The sequence below is a fragment of the Marinobacter sp. P4B1 genome, assembly GCF_001447135.1.
Lineage (GTDB): Bacteria > Pseudomonadota > Gammaproteobacteria > Pseudomonadales > Oleiphilaceae > Marinobacter > Marinobacter vinifirmus.
This window is the reverse complement of the sequence record NZ_LLXM01000015.1, coordinates 23,379-44,851: the sequence shown is the minus strand read 5'-3', so window position 1 is coordinate 44,851 and position 21,473 is coordinate 23,379. Positions and strand designations below refer to the sequence as shown.

Sequence of the window (21,473 nt, the reverse complement as noted above, 5' to 3'; positions counted from 1 at the left end):
TATGGCGACATCACAAACCTGGCTGCTCCGGCCGTTCCAGGAGCGTTCCACCCAAGTTTTCCTCGGAGTCCTGTTCGCCGCCCTGGTGGTGGTTACCTTCCTGCATCTGTTTATGCCGGAAGACAGTGCCCTGCACGTAAGTGCTTACACCGTTACCCTTTTGGGTAAGTACCTGTGCTACGCCCTGCTGGCGGTGGCGGTGGACCTGGTGTGGGGTTACCTGGGCATTCTCAGCCTCGGCCACGGCGCTTTCTTTGCCCTCGGCGGCTACGCCATGGGCATGTACCTGATGCGCCAGATTGGTGATCGCGGCGTGTATGGTGATCCTGTATTGCCAGACTTCATGGTGTTCCTGAACTGGCAGGAGTTGCCCTGGTACTGGCAGGGCTTCGATATGGCCTGGTTCGCCTTCATCATGGTGCTGCTGGCGCCGGGCCTGCTGGCGCTGGTGTTCGGCTTCCTGGCCTTCCGCTCCCGGGTAACCGGCGTGTACCTCTCCATCATCACCCAGGCACTCACCTTTGCGTTGATGCTGGCGTTCTTCCGCAACGAGATGGGCTTCGGTGGCAACAACGGCCTGACCGATTTCAAAGACATCCTCGGCTTCAACCTGCGCAGCGACGCCACCCGACTTGGCCTTTTCCTGGCGACCGGCATCGCGCTGGCAGTGGGCTATGTCGTGTGCCGTGCCATTGTGACCAGCAAGCTGGGCCGGGTCAGCGTGGCCTGCCGCGATGCCGAAGCTCGTACCCGGTTCCTGGGTTACCGGGAGGAGCGGGTGCAGCTGTTTGTGTTCGTGGTCTCCGCCATGCTGGCGGGTGTGGCCGGCGCGTTGTATGTGCCACAGGTGGGCATCATCAACCCCAGCGAATTCTCGCCGCTGTTCTCCATCGAAATCGTGGTGTGGGTCGCCCTGGGTGGTCGCGCAACGCTTTACGGGGCGGTGATCGGCGCCATCCTGGTGAACTACGCCAAAACCGTGTTCACCGGCGTCATGCCAGACGCCTGGCTGTTCGCCCTGGGGGCGCTGTTTGTGCTGGTGACCGTGTTCCTGCCCAAGGGCATTGCCGGCCTGCTACAGAAACGCCGCCAGAAGGACGATGACCAACCCGGCGCTCAGGAGGCCACCGCATGAGCATCTTTGAACAACTTGCCAACCGGGACCAGGTGTTTGAATTTCTCACCCCCGTGGCCTCGCCGGTTGACGTGCGCCACGGCCCGATTCTGTACATGGAAGACGTGAGCGTGAGCTTCGATGGCTTCAAGGCCATCAACAACCTCAACCTCACCATCGACGACGGCGAGCTGCGCTGCATCATCGGCCCCAACGGGGCGGGCAAAACCACCATGATGGACATCATCACCGGTAAAACCCGGCCCGATACCGGCTCGGTGTGGTTCGGCAGCCGCCACAACCTGCTGCGCATGAACGAGCCGGACATTGCCACCCTGGGCATTGGCCGCAAGTTCCAGAAGCCCACCGTGTTCGAGGCCCTGACCGTATTCGAAAACCTCGAACTGGCCATGGCCGCCGACAAACGCATCCTGCCCACCCTGACCGCCATCATGACCGCGGAATACCGGGACCGGATTGACGAAATCCTGGAAATGATCGGTTTGCAGGCGCTGCGCGACAAGCCCGCCGGCATCCTCTCCCACGGCCAGAAACAGTGGCTGGAGATCGGCATGCTGCTGATGCAGAAACCCCGGCTGCTGCTGGTGGACGAGCCCGTGGCTGGCATGACCGAACAGGAAATGGAACGCACCGCCGAGTTGCTCACCAGTCTTGCGGGCAAGCAGTCCGTGGTGGTGGTGGAACACGACATGGGCTTCGTGCGCTCCATCGCCCGCAAAGTCACCGTACTGCACCAGGGCAGCGTGCTGGCCGAAGGCTCCATGGACCAGGTCTCCAACGACCCAGACGTGATCAAGGTGTATCTCGGGGAGGAGGCGTAATGCTCAAGATTGAAAAACTCAACCAGTACTACGGCGAAAGCCACACCCTCTGGGACCTGGAACTGGACATGCCCCAGGGCCAGTGTACCTGCGTGATGGGCCGCAACGGCGTAGGCAAGACCACTCTGATGAAATGCATCATGGGCGAGGAAACCGTGAAAAGCGGTTCCATCGAGTTTGCCCGGGATGTGGAACTCACCAAAAAGAAAATCGAAGACCGCTCCCGCCTGGGCATCGGCTATGTGCCCCAGGGCCGGCAGATCTTCCCGCTGCTGACCGTGGAGGAAAACCTGCGCACCGGCCTGGCGGTGCGGGCCGATGGCAGTAAGCAAATCCCCGAGCGCATTTACGAGCTGTTCCCGGTGCTAAAAGAAATGAAACACCGCCGGGGCGGCGACCTCTCCGGCGGCCAGCAGCAACAGCTGGCCATTGGCCGGGCGCTGGTGATTGAGCCGAGACTGCTGATCCTCGATGAGCCAGGGGAGGGCATCCAGCCCAACATCGTGGCCCAGATTGGCGAAGTGATTCGCCGGCTGATTGAAGAAGACGGCCTGACTGTGCTGCTGGTGGAACAGAAACTGCCGTTCGCCCGCAAATACGCCGACCGCTTCGCCATCCTCGACCGGGGTCGGCGCGTGGCCGAAGGCGACATTGCCGGGCTGACCGATGAACTCATCAAACAGCACCTGACCGTATGACCGCCTACCAAGCCATCGACCGCCACGCCTCCGGCCACCGTTTCGACACCGAACGGCGCTGGGCGGCGGCCCTGGAACTGGGGTTTGAAGCACGCGCCGAGAGCGAACCTGCGCCGGTAACCCGGTTGGTGCGCCGGCGCCACCATGGTCCACTGCGGGTGCAGCGCCCCTTCTACCCGGAGGGCAAAACCGGCTGCTGCCATGTGTACCTGCTGCACCCCCCGGGTGGCCTGGTGAGCGGCGACGAACTGCGCATCGAAGCCTCTGTGGCCGAAGGTGGCCACGCGCTTTTGACCACCCCGGCCGCGGCGAAACTGTACAAGGCCGATAGCCATGGCGTGGCCTGGGGCCAGCACACCCGGTTGCAGGTAGCCAAAGACGCGATCCTGGAATACCTGCCCCAGGAAACCATCGCCTTCGACGGCTCCCGTGGTTTGCAAACCACCACCATTGAACTGGAAACCGACGCCCGAACCCTGGGCTGGGAAGTGCTCGCGTTGGGCCGCCCGGCCAGCGACCTGCCGTTTGCCACTGGCGAACTGGAACAGCGTTTCCATTTAAGCCTGGACGACCAACCGCTGTGGCTTGAGCGCCAGCTACTGGACCCGAAACACCGCCGGTTCACCGGCCCCTGGGGCCAGGGCTGCGCCACTGTACAGGCGACCCTCTGGGCGGTCGGCCTGGACGACGAAGCCGGCGCTATCGAAGTGCTGAGAGCACAGTTACCAGACCACAACCGCTGGGCGGTGACCCGGCGCCGGGGCGTGCTGCTTTTGCGTTATCTCGGCACCGAACGTAACGAAGCCTGGGCCCTGTGCGAACAAGCCTGGCACCTGCTACGCCCCATGCTCGCCGGCGTACCGGCCCACACACCCAGAATCTGGATGACCTGACCATGGGAGCAGGAAGCGAGCGGGTACGTCCCTCCGGGACACGCTGTAAATACATCCCTGTAAGCTCGACGGCAGCATCCATGCTGCCGACGGTCCCGGAGGGACGTACCCGCTCGCTTCTTCAAACTTCGTGCGTGGATCAGGCGCGACAAGAGAACAAACACGGAGAAAGGTAATGGAGCTAACCCCCAGAGACAAAGACAAGCTGCTGCTGTTCACCGCCGCCCTGCTGGCCGAACGCCGCAAAGCCAAAGGCCTGAAACTGAACTACCCCGAAGCGGTGGCCCTGATCAGCGCCGAAATCATGGAAGGCGCCCGCGAAGGCCGCACTGTGGCCGAACTGATGAGCGCCGGCACCGAAATCCTCACCCGCGAAGATGTGATGGACGGCGTGGCTGACATGGTGCACGAAGTCCAGGTGGAAGCCACCTTCCCGGACGGAACGAAACTCGTGACGGTCCACAACCCCATCGTCTAAGGAGCAGACACATGATCCCCGGTGAATACCAACTCAAAGACGGCGACATCGAACTCTGCGCCGGCCGCGAACGCATCCAGCTGAACGTCGGCAACACCGGCGACCGCCCGGTGCAGATCGGCTCCCACTACCACTTCGCCGAAGCCAACCCCGCCCTGGACTTCGATCGCGCCAAAGCCCGCGGCTACCGCCTGGACGTGGCCGCCGGCACCGCCATTCGGTTTGAGCCCGGCCAGACCCGGTCTGTGACGCTGATTCCGTTTGCAGGAAAGCGCGAAATTTATGGTTTCCGGGGTGAAGTAATGGGGAGTTTGGACTCCACGAAATAACTATGAGGGTCGGTCGGGTAAGGCTTTCCAGGAATGTGCGGAGGCATGGATGCCGGAGAACAAGCGCCACATGGATGTGCCGCCAGGAGCGTTTCCTGGAAAGCCTTACCCGACCGGCCCCGGCACCCAAGTTACAACGAGGGATATAATGAAAATCAGCAGACAAGCCTACGCCGACATGTACGGCCCCACAGTCGGGGACCGAGTCCGCCTGGGCGACACCGAATTGTGGATAGAAGTAGAACAGGACCACACCCACTACGGCGACGAAGTAAAATTCGGCGGCGGCAAAGTCATCCGCGATGGCATGGGCCAGAGCCAGCGCTGCGACGACGAAGTGATGGACACCGTCATCACCAACGCCCTGATACTGGACTGGTGGGGCATTGTCAAAGCCGACGTGGGCATCCAGAAAGGCCGCATCGCCGCCATCGGCAAAGCCGGCAACCCCGACACCCAGCCCGATGTGACCATCGTCATCGGCCCCGGCACCGAAATCATCGCCGGCGAAGGCAAAATCCTCACCGCCGGCGGCATCGACCCCCACATCCACTTCATCTGCCCTCAGCAGGTAGAAGAAGCCCTGATGAGCGGCGTGACCACCATGCTCGGCGGCGGCACCGGCCCGGCCACCGGCACCAACGCCACCACCTGTACCCCGGGCCCCTGGCACATCGGCAAGATGCTCCAGGCCGTGGACAGCCTGCCCATGAACATCGGGTTTCTCGGCAAAGGCAACGCCAGCCTGCCGGAGGCGCTGGAACAGCAGGTGAAAGCCGGCGTGATCGGCCTCAAACTGCACGAAGACTGGGGCACCACCCCGGCCAGCATCGACAACTGCCTGACCGTGGCCGACCATTACGACATCCAGGTGGCCATCCACACCGACACCCTTAACGAATCCGGCTTTGTGGAAGACACCCTGGCCGCCTTCAAGGGTCGTTGCATTCACACCTTTCATACCGAAGGTGCCGGCGGTGGCCACGCTCCGGACATCATCACCGCCTGCTCGAAGGATTTCGTACTGCCGTCGTCCACTAACCCCACGCGGCCCTACACGGTGAACACCGTGGATGAGCACCTGGACATGCTGATGGTATGCCACCACCTGGACCCGAACATCCCGGAAGACGTGGCCTTTGCCGATTCCCGGATCCGCCGGGAAACCATCGCGGCGGAAGACATCCTGCACGACATGGGCGTGATCTCCATGATCTCCTCCGACTCCCAGGCCATGGGCCGGGTGGGCGAGGTGATCTGCCGTACCTGGCAAACCGCCCACAAGATGAAAGTGCAGCGCGGCCTGCTGCCGGAAGACCAGGAACGCGGCGCCGACAACTTCCGCGCCAAACGCTACATCGCCAAGTACACCATCAACTCTGCCATCACCCACGGCATCGCCCATGAGGTGGGCTCGGTGGAAGTGGGCAAGCTGGCCGACCTGGTGTTGTGGAGCCCGGCCTTTTTCGGCGTGAAGCCGGCCTGCATCCTCAAGGGCGGGATGATTGCCGCCGCCCCGATGGGCGACCCGAATGCCTCCATCCCCACGCCGCAGCCGGTGCACTATCGCCCCATGTTTGGCGCTTTCGGCAAAGCCGCCAGTGCCACGCGCCTGAGTTTTGTCAGCCAGGCTGCGCTGGACGCCAATATTGGCAAAGAACTGGGGCTGGACAGCCCGCTCTCCGCCTGCAAAGGCGTGCGGAGCGTGCGCAAGCAAGACATGAAACTGAACGACGCCTGCCCGCACCTGACCGTAGACCCGCAAACCTACGAAGTGCACGCCGATGGCGAATTGCTCACCTGCGAGCCAGCGACCGAACTGCCCCTGGCCCAGCGCTACCACCTTTTTTAATCAATACAGCCTAAGGCTGATTTTTAAGCAAGACAGCTCAAGGCTGGGAGAGGAACGAACGGATGTTGGAACTGATAAAACGCATTACCCAAGTAGACGCCAGCGAAATCCACGACAACCTGGTGCTGCCCTACGAACTGCGCATTCGCGGCCGCCTGCGGGCCACCACCGAAACCAACCTGGACGTGGGCCTGTTTCTGGACCGGGGCCCGGTGCTGAGAGATGGCGACCTGCTGGAAGCGAAATCCGGCGAGATCATCCGCATTCGCGCTGCCGAGGAGCGTGTGGTCACCGCCCGCGTAGAAACCGGCCTGCCGCTGGCCCGCTTGTGTTACCACCTGGGCAACCGCCACGTCACCCTGGCGATCGGTGAAGACGAGCAGGGCGCCTTCGTGCGCTTTCCGCCCGATCACGTATTGGAAGAGCTGGCCGAACGCCTGGGCGCCACCGTAGTGCACCACACCGCCACCTTCGACCCGGAACCCGGAGCCTACAACCAGGCCGGCCAGGGCCATTCGCACGGTCATAGCCATGGCCATTCCCACGCGGACTCTCATGAGCACTTGCACGGTAAAAGCCATGACCACACTCACGCTGCTGGACATACCCATGCTCACGGCCACAAGCACACCCACTGAGCCAGCAGCCATGGCGGGTGAGAGCGAGCCCGGCGGCGACCTGGCTTTGCTGGGGCTGATGCAGCTGGTCAGCCCGGCTTTGCCCATCGGCGCCTTTGCCTGGTCCCAGGGCCTGGAAAGTGCCTTTGAGCTGGGTTGGGTGAACAACGAAGCGGAACTGGCCCGGTGGATTGAAGGCGTACTGGAAGACGGCCTGAGCCGGTGTGAACTGCCATTACTGGCCCGGCTGCAAACCGCCTGGGCGAACGACAACGGCGCCACCATCGCGCACTGGAACCAGTGGCTGCACGCCACCCGGGAAACCGCAGAACTGAGCGACGAAGACACTCGCCTGGGCGGCGCCCTGAAAACCCTGCTGGGCAACCTCAACCTGTTGCCGGAGCAAAACCTGATTCCGGCCGAGCCCGGCTACATCACCCTGTTTGCCTGGGCCGCTCAGGTGCGCCGGGTGCCGGTGCGGCAAACCCTGCTGGGCTTTGCCTGGGCCTGGCTGGAAAACCAGCTGGCGGTGGCCTGCAAAGCCTTGCCCCTGGGCCACACCGCCGCCCAACGGATTATCGAAAAACTGCGCCCGGCACTGGTGATTGCCGCCGACCAGGCGCTGGCCCGGCAAGACCACGAACTCGGGCCCATCCTGCCGGGCCTCGCGCTCGGCAGTGCCCTGCATGAAACCCAGTATTCACGGCTTTTCAGAAGCTGAATAAAAACATCAAGGAGATACAGCCATGACACATTGTCTGAGAGTAGGCGTCGGCGGCCCGGTCGGGTCTGGTAAAACCGCATTGCTGCGCCAGCTATGCACCGCCCTGCGGGACCACTACGACATCGCCGTGGTCACCAACGACATCTACACCCGGGAAGACGCCGACTTCCTGCTGCGCCACGAAGCCCTGGCCGCAGACCGCATCCTGGGTGTGGAAACCGGCGGCTGCCCGCATACCGCGATTCGCGAGGATGCTTCCATGAACCTGGCCGCCATCGACGACCTGCAAAGCCGTCACCCGGGCCTGGAACTGGTGTTGGTGGAATCCGGCGGCGACAACCTCTCCGCCACCTTCAGCCCGGAACTGAGCGACCTCACCCTGTACGTGATCGACGTGTCCGCCGGCGACAAAATCCCCCGCAAAGGCGGCCCCGGCATCACCAAATCCGACCTGCTGATCATCAATAAGATCGACATTGCTGAACAGGTACACGCCTCCCTGGACGTAATGGAGCGGGACAGCAAAAAAATGCGCGGCGAACGTCCCTTCGTGTTCACCAACCTGTACGACGGGGTAGGGCTGGACACCATCATCAGCTTCATTCTCGAGCGCGGCATGTTGCCTGAGAGAAGGCCCGAAAAACTGGCTGAAATGGCCTGAGCAAACGAACCAATACGATTACAGAACCACCAGGAGCAACACCATGAAACTGACTTCAAAACTTCTCGCCACCGCCGCGCTGCTGACCGCCTCCGCCACCGCCATGGCCCACCCCGGCCATACCGAAGGCGGCTTCACCAGCGGCCTGCTGCACCCCATGCTGGGCCTGGACCACCTGCTGGCCATGGCGGCCATCGGCTTCTGGAGCGTGCGCCAGAGCAAACTCATGAAAAACGCCACCCCCGCCTTCGTCATCGGCGGCATGGTATTCGGCGCAGCCCTGGCCTGGGGCGGCCTGAGCCTGCCGGGCGTGGAAACCGGCATCACCTTCTCGGTATTGGTGGCCGGCATCCTCATTGCCACCCGGGCGAAACTGCCCACCGCCGTGGGCGGCACCCTGGTTGGTGCGTTCATGCTGTTTCACGGTTTTGCGCATGGGGCGGAAATGCCGGAAGGCGCTACGCTGGCGGCCTATCTGGCGGGCTTCTCCATCGCCACACTGGCCATCACGCTGGTTGGCCGTGGGCTGGGTAGTCTGATGCTGAGGGCGGATAGCCGGTTTAGTCGGGGCGTTGGGGGAGTTCTGGCTGTGGCGGGCGCTTATCTGGCCGCTGCTTGATTCCGTAGTACCTTCGGAAACGAAAAGCCGCCCGGGAAACCGCGCGGCTTTTTTTAGTATATGGTTTACAAAATTTGACCTTGACGGTATGGGAAGTTTACTGAAGAGTAGGTTAGTGTGTAGTTATAAGAAACGGATTGACGCCGCTGTTAAGGAAAACGGATGGACTTCGGCCAGCTATTCAACACCCTACTAAACTCTCTACCGAATCAAGTCTGGTATTTCGTACCGCTGTTCATCCTGTTACCCATTCTGAGAACACCCTGGTTCAAAGGCAGAGCCGGCGAAGCCATGGTCAACATAGCCGCAAAGCTGTTTCTCGACAAAACCCGTTACCACCTCATCAAAAACGTCACCTTGCCGACCGAAGACGGCACCACTCAAATCGACCACATCATTGTCTCCCGGTATGGCGTGTTTGTGGTGGAAACCAAGAACATGAAGGGCTGGATCTTTGGTAACGCCAAACAGCGGTATTGGACACAGAAGATCTTCAAGCACTCGCAGAAATTCCAGAACCCGCTGCACCAGAACTACAAGCACCTGAAGACTTTGCAAAGCCTGCTGGGACTCGGCGATGAGCAGGTAATTTCGCTGGTGGTGTTTGTGGGGGATTCAACTTTCAAAACGCCGATGCCGGACAACGTCACTTACGGTGGTGGATACATTCGCTTTATCAAAGCCCAAACCGAGCAGCGGCTGTCGAATGCTGAGGTTCAGAAGGTGATTGAAGCCATTGAATCCGGGCGGCTAGCGGCTACTTTCAGCAATCACCGGAAGCACGTGGCGCATGTGAAGGAGATCGTGGCCAAGAAAGAAAGTGTGCCACGGTGCCCGAAGTGCCAGGGAGAGATGGTAAAGCGTACAGTGAAGCGCGGAGAGAATATTGGGAAGGAGTTTTATGGCTGCAAGGCATTTCCAAAGTGCCGGGGGATGGTTGGTGCTTCGATATTGCAGTAACGAAGCTGTAAAATGATTACGGCGCGGGCAGAGTGTTAGTGTAGCTTACTGGATTGATTTAAAAGGTTAAATTCTCGAGTTTTGAGTGTCGGTTCCGAGCTGTTATTGACGCTCGCATGATTGCAATAACGAAGCGCGCTATTTAATTACTGTTAAGCACAATCATTTATCGAAGGACGTGCATGAAAGATCTTGATGAGCACAAAAAAATCGCTGTTCTAATCGATGCGGACAACGCTCAATACTCCAAAGTTAAAGCCATCCTAGACGAAATATCTGCGCATGGGCACGTCGTGATCAAACGTGCGTATGGTGACTGGTCAAGTGATTACTTAAAAAATTGGAAGCAGTCCTTGAATGAGCTCGCCATCCAACCGATTCAACAATTCGCTTACACTACCGGAAAAAACGCAACTGATGCGTCAATGATAATTGATGCTATGGATCTGCTTTACTCGAAGAAATTCGATGCGTTTACACTCGTATCGAGTGATAGTGACTTTACCAAACTAGCATCTAGGTTGAGAGAAGCTGAGATTTTTGTATTTGGCGTCGGAGAGAAAAAGACACCGATCTCTTTCCGCAATGCCTGTGATGACTTCATTTTTACAGAGAATCTTGGTTCCGATGGGGCGGGAGGGGTCTCTCAGGAGTCAAACAATAAGGACGCAGTCGAGGGTGCCTCTGCATTGGTACCAGTTCTCCGAAAAGCGTGGGAGCAATATCAAGACGATAATGGATGGGCAAACGTAGCGTCTGCTGGGAGTTTCGTAAAACGATCCAAACCTGATTTTGATCCCAGAACCTACGGTGTTACCAAACTTCCTGAGGTGATTGCGCTGCTGGACAATGAGTTTGAAATGACCAAATACAAAGGGAAAGGTATTGTCAATATTGTTGCTTACAGGCCGAAAAATGCTTAACTAACGCAGGCGGAACGACGCCTATTACATTGCGCCTTTGGCTCCATCCCATGGGCGCGCATGCTGCACGCGTTATGAGTAGGTGCATAGGGCTAAAATAATTTCAAGTATTCTGATTTTGAAAGGTGAAGCTTTGACCAAAACAAAAAAGGCAGCAAACGCAGGTGTGGATGCTATATTGGGCTTCGAGTTTCAGCGAAATTGCGCACTGTACTTGCTGCTTAATGATTATGACCGTTTCAAGGGGAGAGAGTTCTTCCTTTGCATTGAACACCATGATGATTTTCTCTTCTGCTACAGATCTGATTGCCGGGAAAAAATAGAAGAAGTCCATTCTTATCAGGCTAAGAAACTTACAGGCGCTGTCTGGACTATAAACGAACGCTTTGCCGAAGCTGTTGCGAAGATGCTTGAAGTTGGAAACGATCTAATAAACGATCCAGCTCCAAAATGTCAAAGCTACACTCATGATTTGATATTCATATCAAATACCGATATTAAATTGAGCTATAAACCTAGCAAAGATGAAAAGGAAGATGGGAAAAAGGAAATAACCTACCTCCTTAACGAGCAGAACTTTAAGTGTAGTTTTGATGGTATACCTGAAGAAATTCAAAAATTGATTGACAAGAAAGTAGGAGGTTTCTGTAAAAAGGAAAAGATAAAATATTACAAGCCTGAACTCGATAATCTGCGTATTGAATGGGTCGACCTGCCACGCAGAAAAAAAGACCAAAAAGATATTTTGGTTGGACTTATGTGTAGGAATTTTCCGCATGTTTCAGATCCTAATGCAGCAGTTGAACTACTTCTTAGCTTATTTAGAGAAGTTGAAGCTGTGTACAATCAAGGTAGGATTATTAACTTACTTGACAGCAGTAAGAGGGTTGAAGGCGGCGAGATCAAGAGAGCAATTGATGTTATTGAGACTGAACAAAAGACATTCAATCTATGGAGAAGTTATTCAACGGAGTTGTCTCGTAAATTCAAAGTTCCTATAGGTATCCAGAACAACCATGAAAACTATATCAGGAATACCTTTGAGTTAATGAAGGATATGGCAAACAGAGAACATCAAATAATAAAAAGCTTTGTTAGGGAGAATGATTACTCCATGGATTTTTATGATCATGAAGGCATGTTTTATAAGTATGTATATGATATAAAAAATGGGAATAGTATAAATCTAATGGATGTCGACATCTTCTTCTCTGTTTTGTGTGCATATGTAGAATGCCATGGTGGGGATATCTAATGAGTGTAACTATTACTTTCAACAGGCTGTTTGTCAGCTCAGGTTCGCATAACCTCTGTTTTTTTGATGAATTTTCCTCCGGTGTAAATATTATTAGTGGGCGTAATACATCAGGGAAAAGCTCTCTACTTCAGAGCTTGTTGTTTGCTTTTGGTATAAATGATGTTCGTGAAAATTTAGCCGAAATTCTTAGTTACAATCCGACTTTTAGAGTGGACTTCACAAAGTCTGTTGATGGATTTAAAGAAGAATACATAATTATTAGGGAGTCGAAATCCATCTATATAAGGGAGCCGGAGGGAAAAATAGTTCCTTTTCATGGAATAGATGCTGATAATAGTGTTGAGCACGTCAAGCTAAAAGACTACATACGCAATTTGGTCGGCTTTACCCTGCTTTTAGAACAAAAAGGGGAGCTTAAGTCTGCCCCTCTAGAAAGTATGTTTTTGCCATATTATATTTCTCAGTCTGTAGGCTGGGTTTATTTGCGTGAGTCATTTTCTAATCTTCAATATTACAAAGGGTTTAAGGATGATTACCTAGATTATTATCTTGGGGTAAATAACAGCTTCGATAGGGTGGAGTATAGAGAGCTTGCCAGGAAAAGGGATCGGCTGACAGCTGATATCCAAAACCTCAATCGATATAGCAAAAAGTCCGAATTCCAGTTTTCAAATTTAGTTGACGAAACCTTTGGTGATAAGGCAGAAGAGTACATTGAAAACTACGTTAAAAAGTCGAGCTGCTTGGAAGAAGAAAGGATTAAATATATAAAGCTATGCAATGAGCTTTCGTTATTACAGAATCACCATAAAATTCTTAAGAGAACTAGGGGTAATGTCAAGAGACAGAAGTATAATGATGTTGATCGTTGCCCAGCCTGCACTCAAGTATTAACGTATTCTTTAGAGGGTTTGTATAGTCATTATCAGAAATACAATGATACAGTTGAGCTAGAGTCACACATTGCTGACAAGCTGACAACGAAAAAGTCACAAATACACTCATCAAATAAATTGATTGAAAAATTTAGAAAAGAAATTCATGAAGATTACGGCGATCTTTTAAGCAAAAATGTGGACGGAGTTACCTTTGATCAATGGGTGGATAACAAAGCAAATGTTAAATTGTACAAGAAAATGCAAAAAGACATTGGTGATTCCGAAAGTGAATTAGACGCTGTTAGGTCGTCAATTAATTCTATGAATACGGAGCAGGAAACAGTCTCCGCAAGGAAAGCAAAAGAAAAAGATTTTAAAATATTATTTTCTGATTATGCGTCGCAGCTGAAGCTTAATCCGTTAGCTGATTCTAGATATCTTAGTCTATATTCAATCAATTCTTTCCCTCGACAAGGTGTCGAGCTTCATAAGACTGTTATGGCCTATCACTTTGCATTGAATGCTATCATTGCGAGAACAAAAGTTGCACATAGGTTGCCATTTTTGTTGGACGCCATTCTCAAAGAAGATATAGATGAGACTAATTTAAAGACTATTTTATCATTTGTTAGCAACAACCTACCGGAGGATACCCAGACATTCATTTCTATATCGGAGCACGTCAAAAGTGATCCTGAGATTAGAGACGGGAAAGATATTAAACCTATCGAGAAAATCAGTGTTAAAGACGTTAAAGATGCTTACTTTCCTGAAAAATCGAAGCTAATCTATATTGGTGGTGGGGAACTTGAACGTAGCTTTCTTTCTCAGTCACTAGAGGATTATCAAGAATTATATGGTGAAACTATTGATTTGACGGCCATCTAAATGATAGCAATAGGATAGGTGCCGGTGATATCTTAATAAACGCAGGCGCAGCGACACCCTTTCCATTGCGCTTTCGGCTGTATTTCAATGGTGAGCATGCAGCAAGCGTTAGGAGTATCTTCGATGCAATCCTGCGACACCGATATTTTTGATTCTGTACCCTTGCGTAATTCAATGACTGAGATTCTTGATTTGGCGAGAGAGCATTCTGCTGATAGGCGAAACGTTCACTCATGGACGGGGCAAAGTATTATTGCTTGTCCAATTCATAGCTCAGCCCAAAGAAGACTCATCAGAACTAATCGAGTTGTAAGTGACCGTAGCGCGGTACTACGAAGAATAGGGGCGCGCCGGCTCGGGCGCTGTGGGCAGGTCGACTGAGACCCAGAACGAGGCGTAAACATGCAAATTGGGGTAATCGCAGACACCCACAGCAAAATGCGTCCCGAAGCCCTGGATATTTTGGAAGGCTCGGATCTGATTCTTCATGCCGGTGACGTAGGGCGGGATGAAGTCTTGGAATCGCTGGAGGTCATCGCTCCCTTGGTGGCTATCCGCGGCAATATCGATACAGCAGGCCGTGCAGCGATGCTCCCCGATGTTCAGAATCTGCAATTCCTCGGCCATGCCTTCTACATGCTTCACGACGTCAAAACCCTCGAATTCGATCCGCAAGGCCGTTACCGCGTGGTGATCGCCGGGCATTCCCACAAACCTCGCAATGAATGGATTGGCGATGTGCTTTACTTCAATCCCGGTGGCGCCGGGCCCCGGCGTTTTACGCTGCCGATCACGGTAGGGCGGTTGCAGGTGAGTAAAGACAGTGTGGTTGGTGAGATTATTGAACTGCCGGTTTGATCCAGAAGCAATGAGCTATCCTGAGACTCTCGACCTTCAAGCATGCGAGCCAAATAATGATCGAAACGCCCCTGGAATTTCAGGGCGATGGTACAGCTTCTCGCGGGTTATGCCTGAGATCCGAAGGGTTAACGGGAGCCTCGCAGTGCTTTATCGTGTAGTCAGATGAATGCGATGCAAACAGGGGGGATAGCGATGACGGCACCAGGCGATCAGCTTCGTGTGTTCTACGATGGCGCCTGCCCGAGCTGTGTCAAGGATCGCAGGCTCTATGAACGACTCGCGGGCAGGACCGGCGAATCGGTGGAGTGGGTAGATATCACCGGCCGTGATGAGGAGTTGGAGGAACGTGGTATAGACCCGAAAGCCGCGCTTCAGGAGCTCCATGTGGAAGATGGCCAGGGCAACATCCACCGGGAACTGGATGCCTATATTCTGTTGATGTCGCGGGTCTGGCTGCTGAAACCGCTTGCCTGGCTGATTGGTTTGCCGGTAATTCGGCCAGCGCTGGCAAAGCTGTATCACAAATGGGTGAGCGAGCGGCTGGAGCGAACCGGGCGCATGCCGTTGTAACCGCCGGGCCCTTACTGCAACTGGTATTTGACCGGCTGCAGCGGTTCGGGTGCCGGGTCGCCCAGGGCTTCGGCAACACTGATTTCATGAATGCGGCAGATGGCATCCAGCGGCAGGTCGTTGGTGTGTCGGCCAAAGGGAAACTCAAGCTGTTCAGACAGGCGATCCAGCCCGAAAAACGTGTAGGCCACGATGGCGGTGAACACCGGCGTAAACCAGCCTGCGACGCCTACCAGACCGAACGGGAGCAGGTAGCAGAACACATACGCCGTGCGGTGAGCCAGCAGGGTGTAGGCAAAGGGCAACGGGGTGAGGGCAATGCGTTCCGAGGCCGCCTGAATGCCCGCGAGGCCATGAAGGTGCTGGTCTAAGGCCGCGGTTGCTACAGAATCCAGATCGCCCGCCTTGTGGGCTTCGGCGAGTACGTCTCCGGCCCGGTGCAGCATGAAGGCGGCGGGGTTGCGTGTGCTCAGGGCCTGGTCAATGAGTTCGGGTGCCAGTGACCCGGGCAGGTCAGACCGTACATCTTCTCCCCGCAACTGGCCGCGCAGCAGGTGAGCGTGAGCAAGGCATCGAGTCAGAAGCTCCCGGCGTCGCTCCGGGCTCAGGTAAATGGTGCCAGTCCGCGCCAGGCTGCGAAATTCGTACACCATATGCCCCCAGTGTTTTCTGGCTTCCCACCAGCGGTCGTAGGTGGCGGTGTTGCGCACGCTTAAAAAGATGGACAGGGCGATGCCCATGATCGTGAACGGCAGAAGTGTGTAGTCGACCATGCCGTCGAGGTAGTGGTGGCGCGAAACCCAGGTAACGGCGGCTGCAAACATTCCCGTAAGCAGAATGTGCGGCAGAATGTGGGGGACAACAGACCCTTTCCAGGCCAGCAACAGCCGGAGTGGGCCGGGGCGCTCGCGAACAATCACGGTTAACACTCCTGGGATTGATGATGGCCTTGCCTGAGGGTTGGCCGCTGTGATTCCTATGCCTTTTTACGGAGAACCCACTCGTTACACAAGGGGGTAAGCTTTTTTAAGCGAGGGGGGCAGCACTCTGGCCGTTGCCTGGCATTACCCTGTGGTTTCAGGGGCAACCAGATCAGGCAGCGGATTTGTGGCAGCAGTCACTGTCGCAGGGTGATAGCAGGTAAGTGCTCGAAACTTCGAGAAACTGTTCGATAATCTGTGTCATCAAGATTCCCTCTGATGGTTTATTTGAGTTGCAACCTAATAGGTTGGGGCACATTCCTATAAAAAAACTTCGGAAAACCGAGATACATTGAGACCGCTTGGTGCAGGGGCTGTTGGTTGCCTTTTGCCGGGGTGGAGAGAATCAGGCAAATATCAGACAGGATTGCGCACCGTTATGTGATGGATATGTCGGCGCAGTCCGTCGAAGGCTGATTCTCCTCCGCATGCGCTGAACGCCCCCGTTCAGCCCATCACCACCCCTCCCGAAAAGCGATCAAATTCTTCCGCTGTAAATTCCGATTGTTTTATCGACAGTCCCATGGCGGCTGAGCCTCTGACACCGACTTACTTTGATAGTAGCGGAAAGCGGTTGATGCGTGTTCGTGAGATGCGCGATTTTTAGTGCCGCTTGATTTCTCTTCTCTTGCCCTGATTATTTCTACCATCAGCCAATCAGAGGCCTGTTCATCATGACTGACGTTCGACACCTGGTATGTCCCCATTGCCACAAAGTGAATCGCGTACCGGCCGACAAGTTGTCCTCCGGCGGCAATTGTGGCGCCTGCAAACAACCGCTTTGGCCGGATCAGGTTCTGGAGCTAACGGAGCAGACCTTTGCTACCCATACCGGGCGTAGCGATCTGCCCGTGTTAGTGGATTTCTGGGCCAGCTGGTGTGGCCCGTGCAAAATGATGGCGCCCCAGTTCGAGCAGGCCGCGAAGGCCTGGCGCGGGAAAGTGCGCTTTGCCAAGCTGAATACGGAACAAGCCCCCGGGCCGGCCGGTCAGTTTGCGATTCGCAGCATACCGACCCTGATTCTGTTCCAGAACGGCCGGGAGGTGGCGCGCCAGAGTGGCGCCATGAATCAGGCCCAGATCAGCCAGTGGCTGCAATCGCAGGGTATTCGCTAGGAAAAACCGGAACAAAGGTGCCGTAGTATGAAGTTTCTGATCATCGGTGTTTTCGCCGCCATCGTGGCTTTCCTGATCTGGCGGAGTAAACAAAATACCGCACCTGAAGAGCAGGCCTGCGCCATTGACATCGGCAACCTGCTGAAAGCCAATCCGGATGCCCAACCGCAGGCCATTGCTGATGTGTTCCAAAAGCACGGCATTGATCAACCTCGGTGTAAGGCTTTGGGCGCGATGGTGATGCCGCAGTTGCGAAAGCATGGCTTGAAACCGGAAGACGCCCGGATAATGATGGGACAGGTGAGGGCGGCTTACCCTCTCGTTCCCTAGGCTGAATCTACTCATTTGATGAACGGAGAACGCTATGGCTGGTGGTTGGTCACGGGATGGCGCAGTTCAGGATCAGATAGACGCGAGTGTTGACGACGAAGTGCAGCGGGCACGGAGCCAGCTTGGTGGTGGTGAGAGTGCGCGCTATTGTGAGGAGTGTGACCGGGCGATTCCTGAAGCTCGCCGCAAGGCCATTCCGGGTGTGCGGCTTTGCATTGCCTGCCAGTCCGCGCTTGAGAAGCAGCAATCGACTTCACGCGGTTTTAATCGGCGGGGCAGCAAGGATAGCCAGCTAAGGTGAGTACAATGACGGCCTCGGGCTGGCGCTCTTGGTTTGGGATTGGTTTCACTATTCGTAATTCTCACCTTGGCGTTTTCGCGAGTGTCGATAATCGAGGAGAAAATTTCACGCCCCGGCACCTCTGCACTGGAACACAGAAAAATCTGGGGTAACGATCCCTTGGGCCGATTAATGAGAAGTGGCTATGTGTTTTCGTTTCTCGTGCTTCGGTCTGCCCCCTCAAGCCGGCTCAATCGATCAGCGGCGAAAATTGGTGATATATCAACGCAATTGCCTGTTCGACTGATTTTATGGGCGGTGCTGCCTCCGGTGTTTTTGTACGTTTGCTTTACGGTATTGTTAATAGTGGGCCTGATTTTGTTAGTAGTGTTTGGCGGCGTTGTTGACGGTATCGGGGAATGGTCGGGGAACGCATGGGCGAAATCTTGAGAGAAGAGGCTATTAATGATTGAGGAGCAGTTGACCGATTTAGCGTTGATCGTAGGTGTTGGCTCTAATCTTTCCGTTTCTCTTTTCAGGTTGGTATCTGGGGGCTTTCGGCTAGCGAGTGCCCTCAATAGTCGATTGAATCCGGAGGGAGCCTACTCATCTCGGTTGGCGGGTTGTGGCGGACGTGACCGCTGTCGAGTTTCCCCGTGTTCTTTGACTAGGGCATCGCTGTAACTGGCATCATTCCTGATCCGCCGCTGTGTGTTGGGCAAACCATTCCAGAATATCGGTGCGCTGCTTTTCACTGTGGGGGTGCGCGAGTAACCCTTCGATGAGAAAGATTGCCACGGTCGCCAATGTGCCGGCCCGCTGATCGCCGATCCCGTTGGCTTTCAGTGAACGGACCACCAGGGTTTCTACAAAGCTGTGAAACTGCTCATGCCAGTCATGAATTACGGGTGACTGGTTCAGCCTGCTGTGCACTGTGGTCATAAGGGCACGGCTTTGCTCAAACTGCTTTAAAGCCCAGTCCATCTGCTCCTTGAGGGGCTTGCCTGTAACCGATGGGATCTGTTTCAGGGTGTCTGATAACAGCCGGTTGAGCACCCCGACCAGAAGTTCATCCTTGCTTGCGTAGTACCAGTAGAGGGTATTGGGCGCCACCCCCAGTGCGCGGCTTATACGGTTCATGGAGGTGGCTTCGAAGCCGTCTTCCATGAACAGCCGTGCCGCTGTCTCTTCCAGTTCTTTCTTTTTTACGTCCAGGTCGATGTTGCGTTTGTTCTTGGCCAATGCGCCAGCTCCTGAGGTCTCTTGGGACAATCTTGAACGGTATTCAAGATTGGTAGGATTGCATCTTGAACGCCATACAAGATGAGTCTACCCGGAGAGGACGATGATGGAAACACTGAGGCATAGCCCCAAAGATCTTACGTGCGAGAGTGAGCGAACCGGCTTTTATTCCAGGGGTGTCTGGTGCGCAGCTACACTCCACTGGCCTGTGGGGGCCAGCCGAAAATCCACGCCAGCCATCCTGATGCTTCACGGCTGGGGTGGTATTCAGGACGCACTGACGGTTTCATTCTACGAAGAGTTCACCCGGGCCGGATATCTGGTCATGACCTTCGACTATCGGGGGTGGGGGGATAGCGCGGGGCTGCCGCGGCAGACCATTTCTGCCCGCCAGCGCATGTGGGACGCTGATGCGGCCCTGGCGTTTCTGAAGTCCCAACCGGGCGTTGATCTTGCTCGAATCGTGGTTTGGGGCTCGTCATTCGGCGGTGGCCACGCCGTAGAGCTGGCCGCTGATCACCCTGAGCTGGCGGGGGTCATCGCTCAGGTTCCCATGCTGGATGGCATGGCGGCGGTACGAGCAGTGCCACTGTTGCGTTTGATGCAGTTCGCTCTCTGCAGTCTGGTCGATATGATCAAACCAGGCCGACCTCTCTACATACCGGTTTTGAGTGAACCCGGAGCCTTTTCTTCAATGGACCGGGATGATGCGAGCAAGGCAATGAAAATTGCCGAGGAAAGTATCGGGCGCCAGTACGATAACCGTGTTGCTGCCCGTTCGTTGATGACCATGGGACCCTACCGCCCGTTCAAGCTACTGAAAAATTTGAGAGTACCGACCTTGTTGCTGGGAGCGACCGAAGATACGGTTGCCCCCTTTGTCGAGTCGTCTGTCCGCAGGGTGAATAACCCCCACATCAGGGTGGCAACGGTGAAAGCCAACCATTTTGAACCCTACTTTGAACCCGTGTTCAGTGAAGTCATCCGCTGTGAGCTGGATTTCCTGGAGAGTCTGAAGGTAACCTGATTCAAGCTTAACCAGCTCTGTGTAGCAATAGATCGCACTGAAGCTTCTGCTCAGCGCTCATATTTCTCATCCGGGAGTCGCTTTATGGGGCTGTCGTTCAGCCTTGTAATTCTTGGCTCTACCGTAAGGTGCTACGCCATGGAGTTTTTGATCATCGGACTGTTCGCCGCCATCGTCGCTTTCCTGATCTGGCGCAGCAAGCAAAACACCGACCCAAAAGAGCAAGCCTGTGCCATCGAAATCGGCAACCTTCTCAAAGCCAATCCGGATGCCCGACCGCAGGCCGTTGCCGATGTTTTCATAAAGCACGGCATTGATCATCCCCGCATAGCCCATTTTTGAACCAATTTCCGCGAACCCTTGCTGCACAAGGCTTAGAGGTGGTTAACCCGAGGTTCCCAACAAAGTTATCCACAGCTTTTGTGTGTAACGTAGTTGGCAATCCCGGTTTACTTGGCAGGATGAGGGGCTGCCCCGGCAGTGCCAGAGCGACAGTCATCCTGGGAAACTTTCGTTCTGCTCAAATGGGCTTTTGTGATGTGCGGGCCAGTGATCATGGATGATCTTTTGGCATCAAAGTCATTGCAGAGTTATCCAGGTAACTCACGCCAGGCTCCCCCGTGACTTCGCGCAAAAGCGCGGCAGCGATGGTGGCGGCGCTGACCGGGCGATAGCGCTTCGGGATGACGGGGGCCAGCAGGCGGCTGGTGATCAGTCCCAGTTTTTCGGCGGGCCGGCTTTCTTCCCGTTCGGCGTCGATCAGCGACGGTCTTGCCAGTACCACGCGCTCAAAGCCCATCCGGGCCACGGCCGATTCCACCTCGCCCTTGGTTTGTAGATAAAAACTCCGGCTTTTCTCGTTTGCTCCGAGCGACGAATTCAGCACAAACACCCTGGCTCCCGCTGCTCGGGCCTGTTCGGCACAGGCGATCACCAGGTCGTGGTCAACACGGTAGAAGGCTTGTTTTGAGCCGGCTTGTTTGAGCGTGGTGCCAAGGCAGCAGATAACGGCATCGACTGCCCACCAGTCGGCTGGCGGCAGCGGCAAATCGAACGGAGTGACCGGGTTATGGACTTGCCCCGGGGTCGCCAGCGGCCGGCGAGTGGGCGCCACGATGGTTTCAAACCAGCTATCTTTACTTGCCTGATTCAGCACCTGGCTGCCGACGGCGCCGGTTGCGCCAAGGATCATCAGCTTCATCGGGAACTCCTTTCAGTGGGCATTACCGGGTCAACCGGGGAAATGGTATCCTCTCCCCCGAATTTATAGTTCGCAAATCAAGCCAAAGTGCCGGCACCCGGTAGGTTACCTTTAATCCGGAATCTGAGTGTTA

The 21,473-nt window shown here is 55.3% G+C and carries 25 protein-coding genes; 22 read left to right on the top strand and 3 right to left on the bottom strand.

The features are described from left to right. The first annotated feature begins 1 nt into the window (after position 1). The 17 genes from urtC (at position 2) to AQ621_RS11760 (ending at position 15,165) form a co-directional block, all read left to right on the top strand. Positions 2 to 1,135, top strand: coding sequence for an urea ABC transporter permease subunit UrtC (gene urtC, locus AQ621_RS11840; RefSeq protein ID WP_058341619.1), 1,134 nt, complete (start codon positions 2 to 4; stop codon positions 1,133 to 1,135). Beyond that, entirely contained in the window at positions 1,132 to 1,956 is an 825-nt protein-coding gene (urtD, locus tag AQ621_RS11835; protein WP_058341618.1) for an urea ABC transporter ATP-binding protein UrtD, read from the top strand. The genes urtC and urtD overlap by 4 nt, the downstream gene beginning before the upstream one ends. Further along, positions 1,956 to 2,654 carry an urea ABC transporter ATP-binding subunit UrtE gene (urtE, locus tag AQ621_RS11830; RefSeq protein WP_058341617.1) on the top strand — a complete coding sequence of 233 codons (699 nt, stop codon included), beginning with the start codon at positions 1,956 to 1,958 and terminating at the stop codon, positions 2,652 to 2,654. The genes urtD and urtE overlap by 1 nt, the downstream gene beginning before the upstream one ends. Next, on the top strand, positions 2,651 to 3,547 hold the full coding sequence (locus AQ621_RS11825; protein WP_058341616.1) for an urease accessory protein UreD: 897 nt from the start codon (positions 2,651 to 2,653) through the stop codon (positions 3,545 to 3,547). The genes urtE and AQ621_RS11825 overlap by 4 nt, the downstream gene beginning before the upstream one ends. A gap of 175 nt (positions 3,548 to 3,722) precedes the next feature. Continuing rightward, a complete protein-coding gene (gene ureA, locus AQ621_RS11820; RefSeq protein ID WP_022992779.1) occupies positions 3,723 to 4,025 on the top strand; it encodes an urease subunit gamma in 303 nt (100 codons plus the stop codon). 11 nt (positions 4,026 to 4,036) lie between these two features. Beyond that, positions 4,037 to 4,354, top strand: coding sequence for an urease subunit beta (locus AQ621_RS11815; protein ID WP_058341615.1), 318 nt, complete (start codon positions 4,037 to 4,039; stop codon positions 4,352 to 4,354). 148 nt (positions 4,355 to 4,502) lie between these two features. Further along, the gene (gene ureC, locus AQ621_RS11810; protein ID WP_058341614.1) at positions 4,503 to 6,206 is read left to right on the top strand and encodes an urease subunit alpha; all 1,704 of its coding nucleotides are present in this window, start codon (positions 4,503 to 4,505) and stop codon (positions 6,204 to 6,206) included. Between the two features lie 62 nt (positions 6,207 to 6,268). Then, positions 6,269 to 6,844: an urease accessory protein UreE gene (ureE, locus tag AQ621_RS11805; RefSeq protein WP_058341613.1), complete on the top strand. Its 576-nt coding sequence runs from the start codon at positions 6,269 to 6,271 to the stop codon at positions 6,842 to 6,844. After that, positions 6,816 to 7,544, top strand: coding sequence for an urease accessory protein UreF (locus tag AQ621_RS11800; protein WP_082641064.1), 729 nt, complete (start codon positions 6,816 to 6,818; stop codon positions 7,542 to 7,544). The genes ureE and AQ621_RS11800 overlap by 29 nt, the downstream gene beginning before the upstream one ends. A 25-nt stretch (positions 7,545 to 7,569) precedes the next feature. Beyond that, the gene (gene ureG / locus AQ621_RS11795) at positions 7,570 to 8,208 is read left to right on the top strand and encodes an urease accessory protein UreG (RefSeq protein ID WP_011786432.1); all 639 of its coding nucleotides are present in this window, start codon (positions 7,570 to 7,572) and stop codon (positions 8,206 to 8,208) included. A gap of 43 nt (positions 8,209 to 8,251) precedes the next feature. Then, positions 8,252 to 8,827, top strand: coding sequence for a HupE/UreJ family protein (locus AQ621_RS11790; RefSeq protein WP_058341611.1), 576 nt, complete (start codon positions 8,252 to 8,254; stop codon positions 8,825 to 8,827). Positions 8,828 to 8,989: 162 nt separating this feature from the next. Next, positions 8,990 to 9,787, top strand: coding sequence for a nuclease-related domain-containing protein (locus AQ621_RS11785; protein WP_058341610.1), 798 nt, complete (start codon positions 8,990 to 8,992; stop codon positions 9,785 to 9,787). Between the two features lie 182 nt (positions 9,788 to 9,969). Further along, positions 9,970 to 10,710, top strand: coding sequence for an NYN domain-containing protein (locus AQ621_RS11780; protein ID WP_058341609.1), 741 nt, complete (start codon positions 9,970 to 9,972; stop codon positions 10,708 to 10,710). A 133-nt stretch (positions 10,711 to 10,843) separates the two neighbouring features. Then, entirely contained in the window at positions 10,844 to 11,965 is a 1,122-nt protein-coding gene (locus AQ621_RS11775; RefSeq protein ID WP_058341608.1) for a dsDNA nuclease domain-containing protein, read from the top strand. After that, positions 11,965 to 13,734 (top strand): OLD family protein, encoded by a 1,770-nt coding sequence (locus AQ621_RS11770; protein WP_058341607.1) that lies wholly within the window; start codon positions 11,965 to 11,967, stop codon positions 13,732 to 13,734. Before AQ621_RS11775 ends, AQ621_RS11770 begins: the two co-directional genes overlap by 1 nt. A gap of 402 nt (positions 13,735 to 14,136) precedes the next feature. Further along, entirely contained in the window at positions 14,137 to 14,592 is a 456-nt protein-coding gene (locus AQ621_RS11765) for a metallophosphoesterase family protein (protein WP_058341606.1), read from the top strand. 195 nt (positions 14,593 to 14,787) lie between these two features. Beyond that, positions 14,788 to 15,165, top strand: a complete 378-nt coding sequence (locus tag AQ621_RS11760) for a thiol-disulfide oxidoreductase DCC family protein (protein WP_011786421.1) — start codon at positions 14,788 to 14,790, stop codon at positions 15,163 to 15,165. Between the two features lie 11 nt (positions 15,166 to 15,176). On the opposite strand, the gene AQ621_RS11755 is transcribed toward AQ621_RS11760, so the two are convergent. Further along, positions 15,177 to 16,085 carry a bestrophin family protein gene (locus AQ621_RS11755; protein ID WP_022991750.1) on the bottom strand — a complete coding sequence of 303 codons (909 nt, stop codon included), beginning with the start codon at positions 16,083 to 16,085 and terminating at the stop codon, positions 15,177 to 15,179. 734 nt (positions 16,086 to 16,819) lie between these two features. On the opposite strand from AQ621_RS11755, the gene trxC reads away from it, so the two are divergent. From trxC to AQ621_RS11740, 3 genes are read left to right on the top strand one after another with little or no spacing between them, the layout of a single operon-like run. Further along, positions 16,820 to 17,260: a thioredoxin TrxC gene (gene trxC, locus AQ621_RS11750; RefSeq protein ID WP_058341605.1), complete on the top strand. Its 441-nt coding sequence runs from the start codon at positions 16,820 to 16,822 to the stop codon at positions 17,258 to 17,260. A 27-nt stretch (positions 17,261 to 17,287) separates the two neighbouring features. After that, positions 17,288 to 17,590 (top strand): hypothetical protein, encoded by a 303-nt coding sequence (locus AQ621_RS11745; protein ID WP_058341604.1) that lies wholly within the window; start codon positions 17,288 to 17,290, stop codon positions 17,588 to 17,590. A gap of 34 nt (positions 17,591 to 17,624) precedes the next feature. Beyond that, positions 17,625 to 17,891 (top strand): DksA/TraR family C4-type zinc finger protein, encoded by a 267-nt coding sequence (locus AQ621_RS11740; RefSeq protein ID WP_022987901.1) that lies wholly within the window; start codon positions 17,625 to 17,627, stop codon positions 17,889 to 17,891. Between the two features lie 669 nt (positions 17,892 to 18,560). On the opposite strand, the gene AQ621_RS11735 is transcribed toward AQ621_RS11740, so the two are convergent. Then, complete coding sequence (locus tag AQ621_RS11735) at positions 18,561 to 19,112, bottom strand: TetR/AcrR family transcriptional regulator (RefSeq protein ID WP_058341603.1); 552 nt, start codon at positions 19,110 to 19,112, stop codon at positions 18,561 to 18,563. Between the two features lie 103 nt (positions 19,113 to 19,215). Between AQ621_RS11735 and AQ621_RS11730 the strand changes: the two genes are divergently transcribed. Further along, the gene (locus AQ621_RS11730; protein WP_319822995.1) at positions 19,216 to 20,139 is read left to right on the top strand and encodes an alpha/beta hydrolase; all 924 of its coding nucleotides are present in this window, start codon (positions 19,216 to 19,218) and stop codon (positions 20,137 to 20,139) included. A gap of 84 nt (positions 20,140 to 20,223) precedes the next feature. Further along, positions 20,224 to 20,481, top strand: a complete 258-nt coding sequence (locus AQ621_RS11725) for a hypothetical protein (protein ID WP_227508319.1) — start codon at positions 20,224 to 20,226, stop codon at positions 20,479 to 20,481. Positions 20,482 to 20,692: 211 nt separating this feature from the next. Here AQ621_RS11725 and AQ621_RS11720 read toward each other — a convergent pair whose 3' ends face one another. Continuing rightward, positions 20,693 to 21,340 (bottom strand): NAD(P)H-binding protein, encoded by a 648-nt coding sequence (locus AQ621_RS11720; protein ID WP_058341602.1) that lies wholly within the window; start codon positions 21,338 to 21,340, stop codon positions 20,693 to 20,695. Positions 21,341 to 21,473 lie beyond the last annotated feature (133 nt).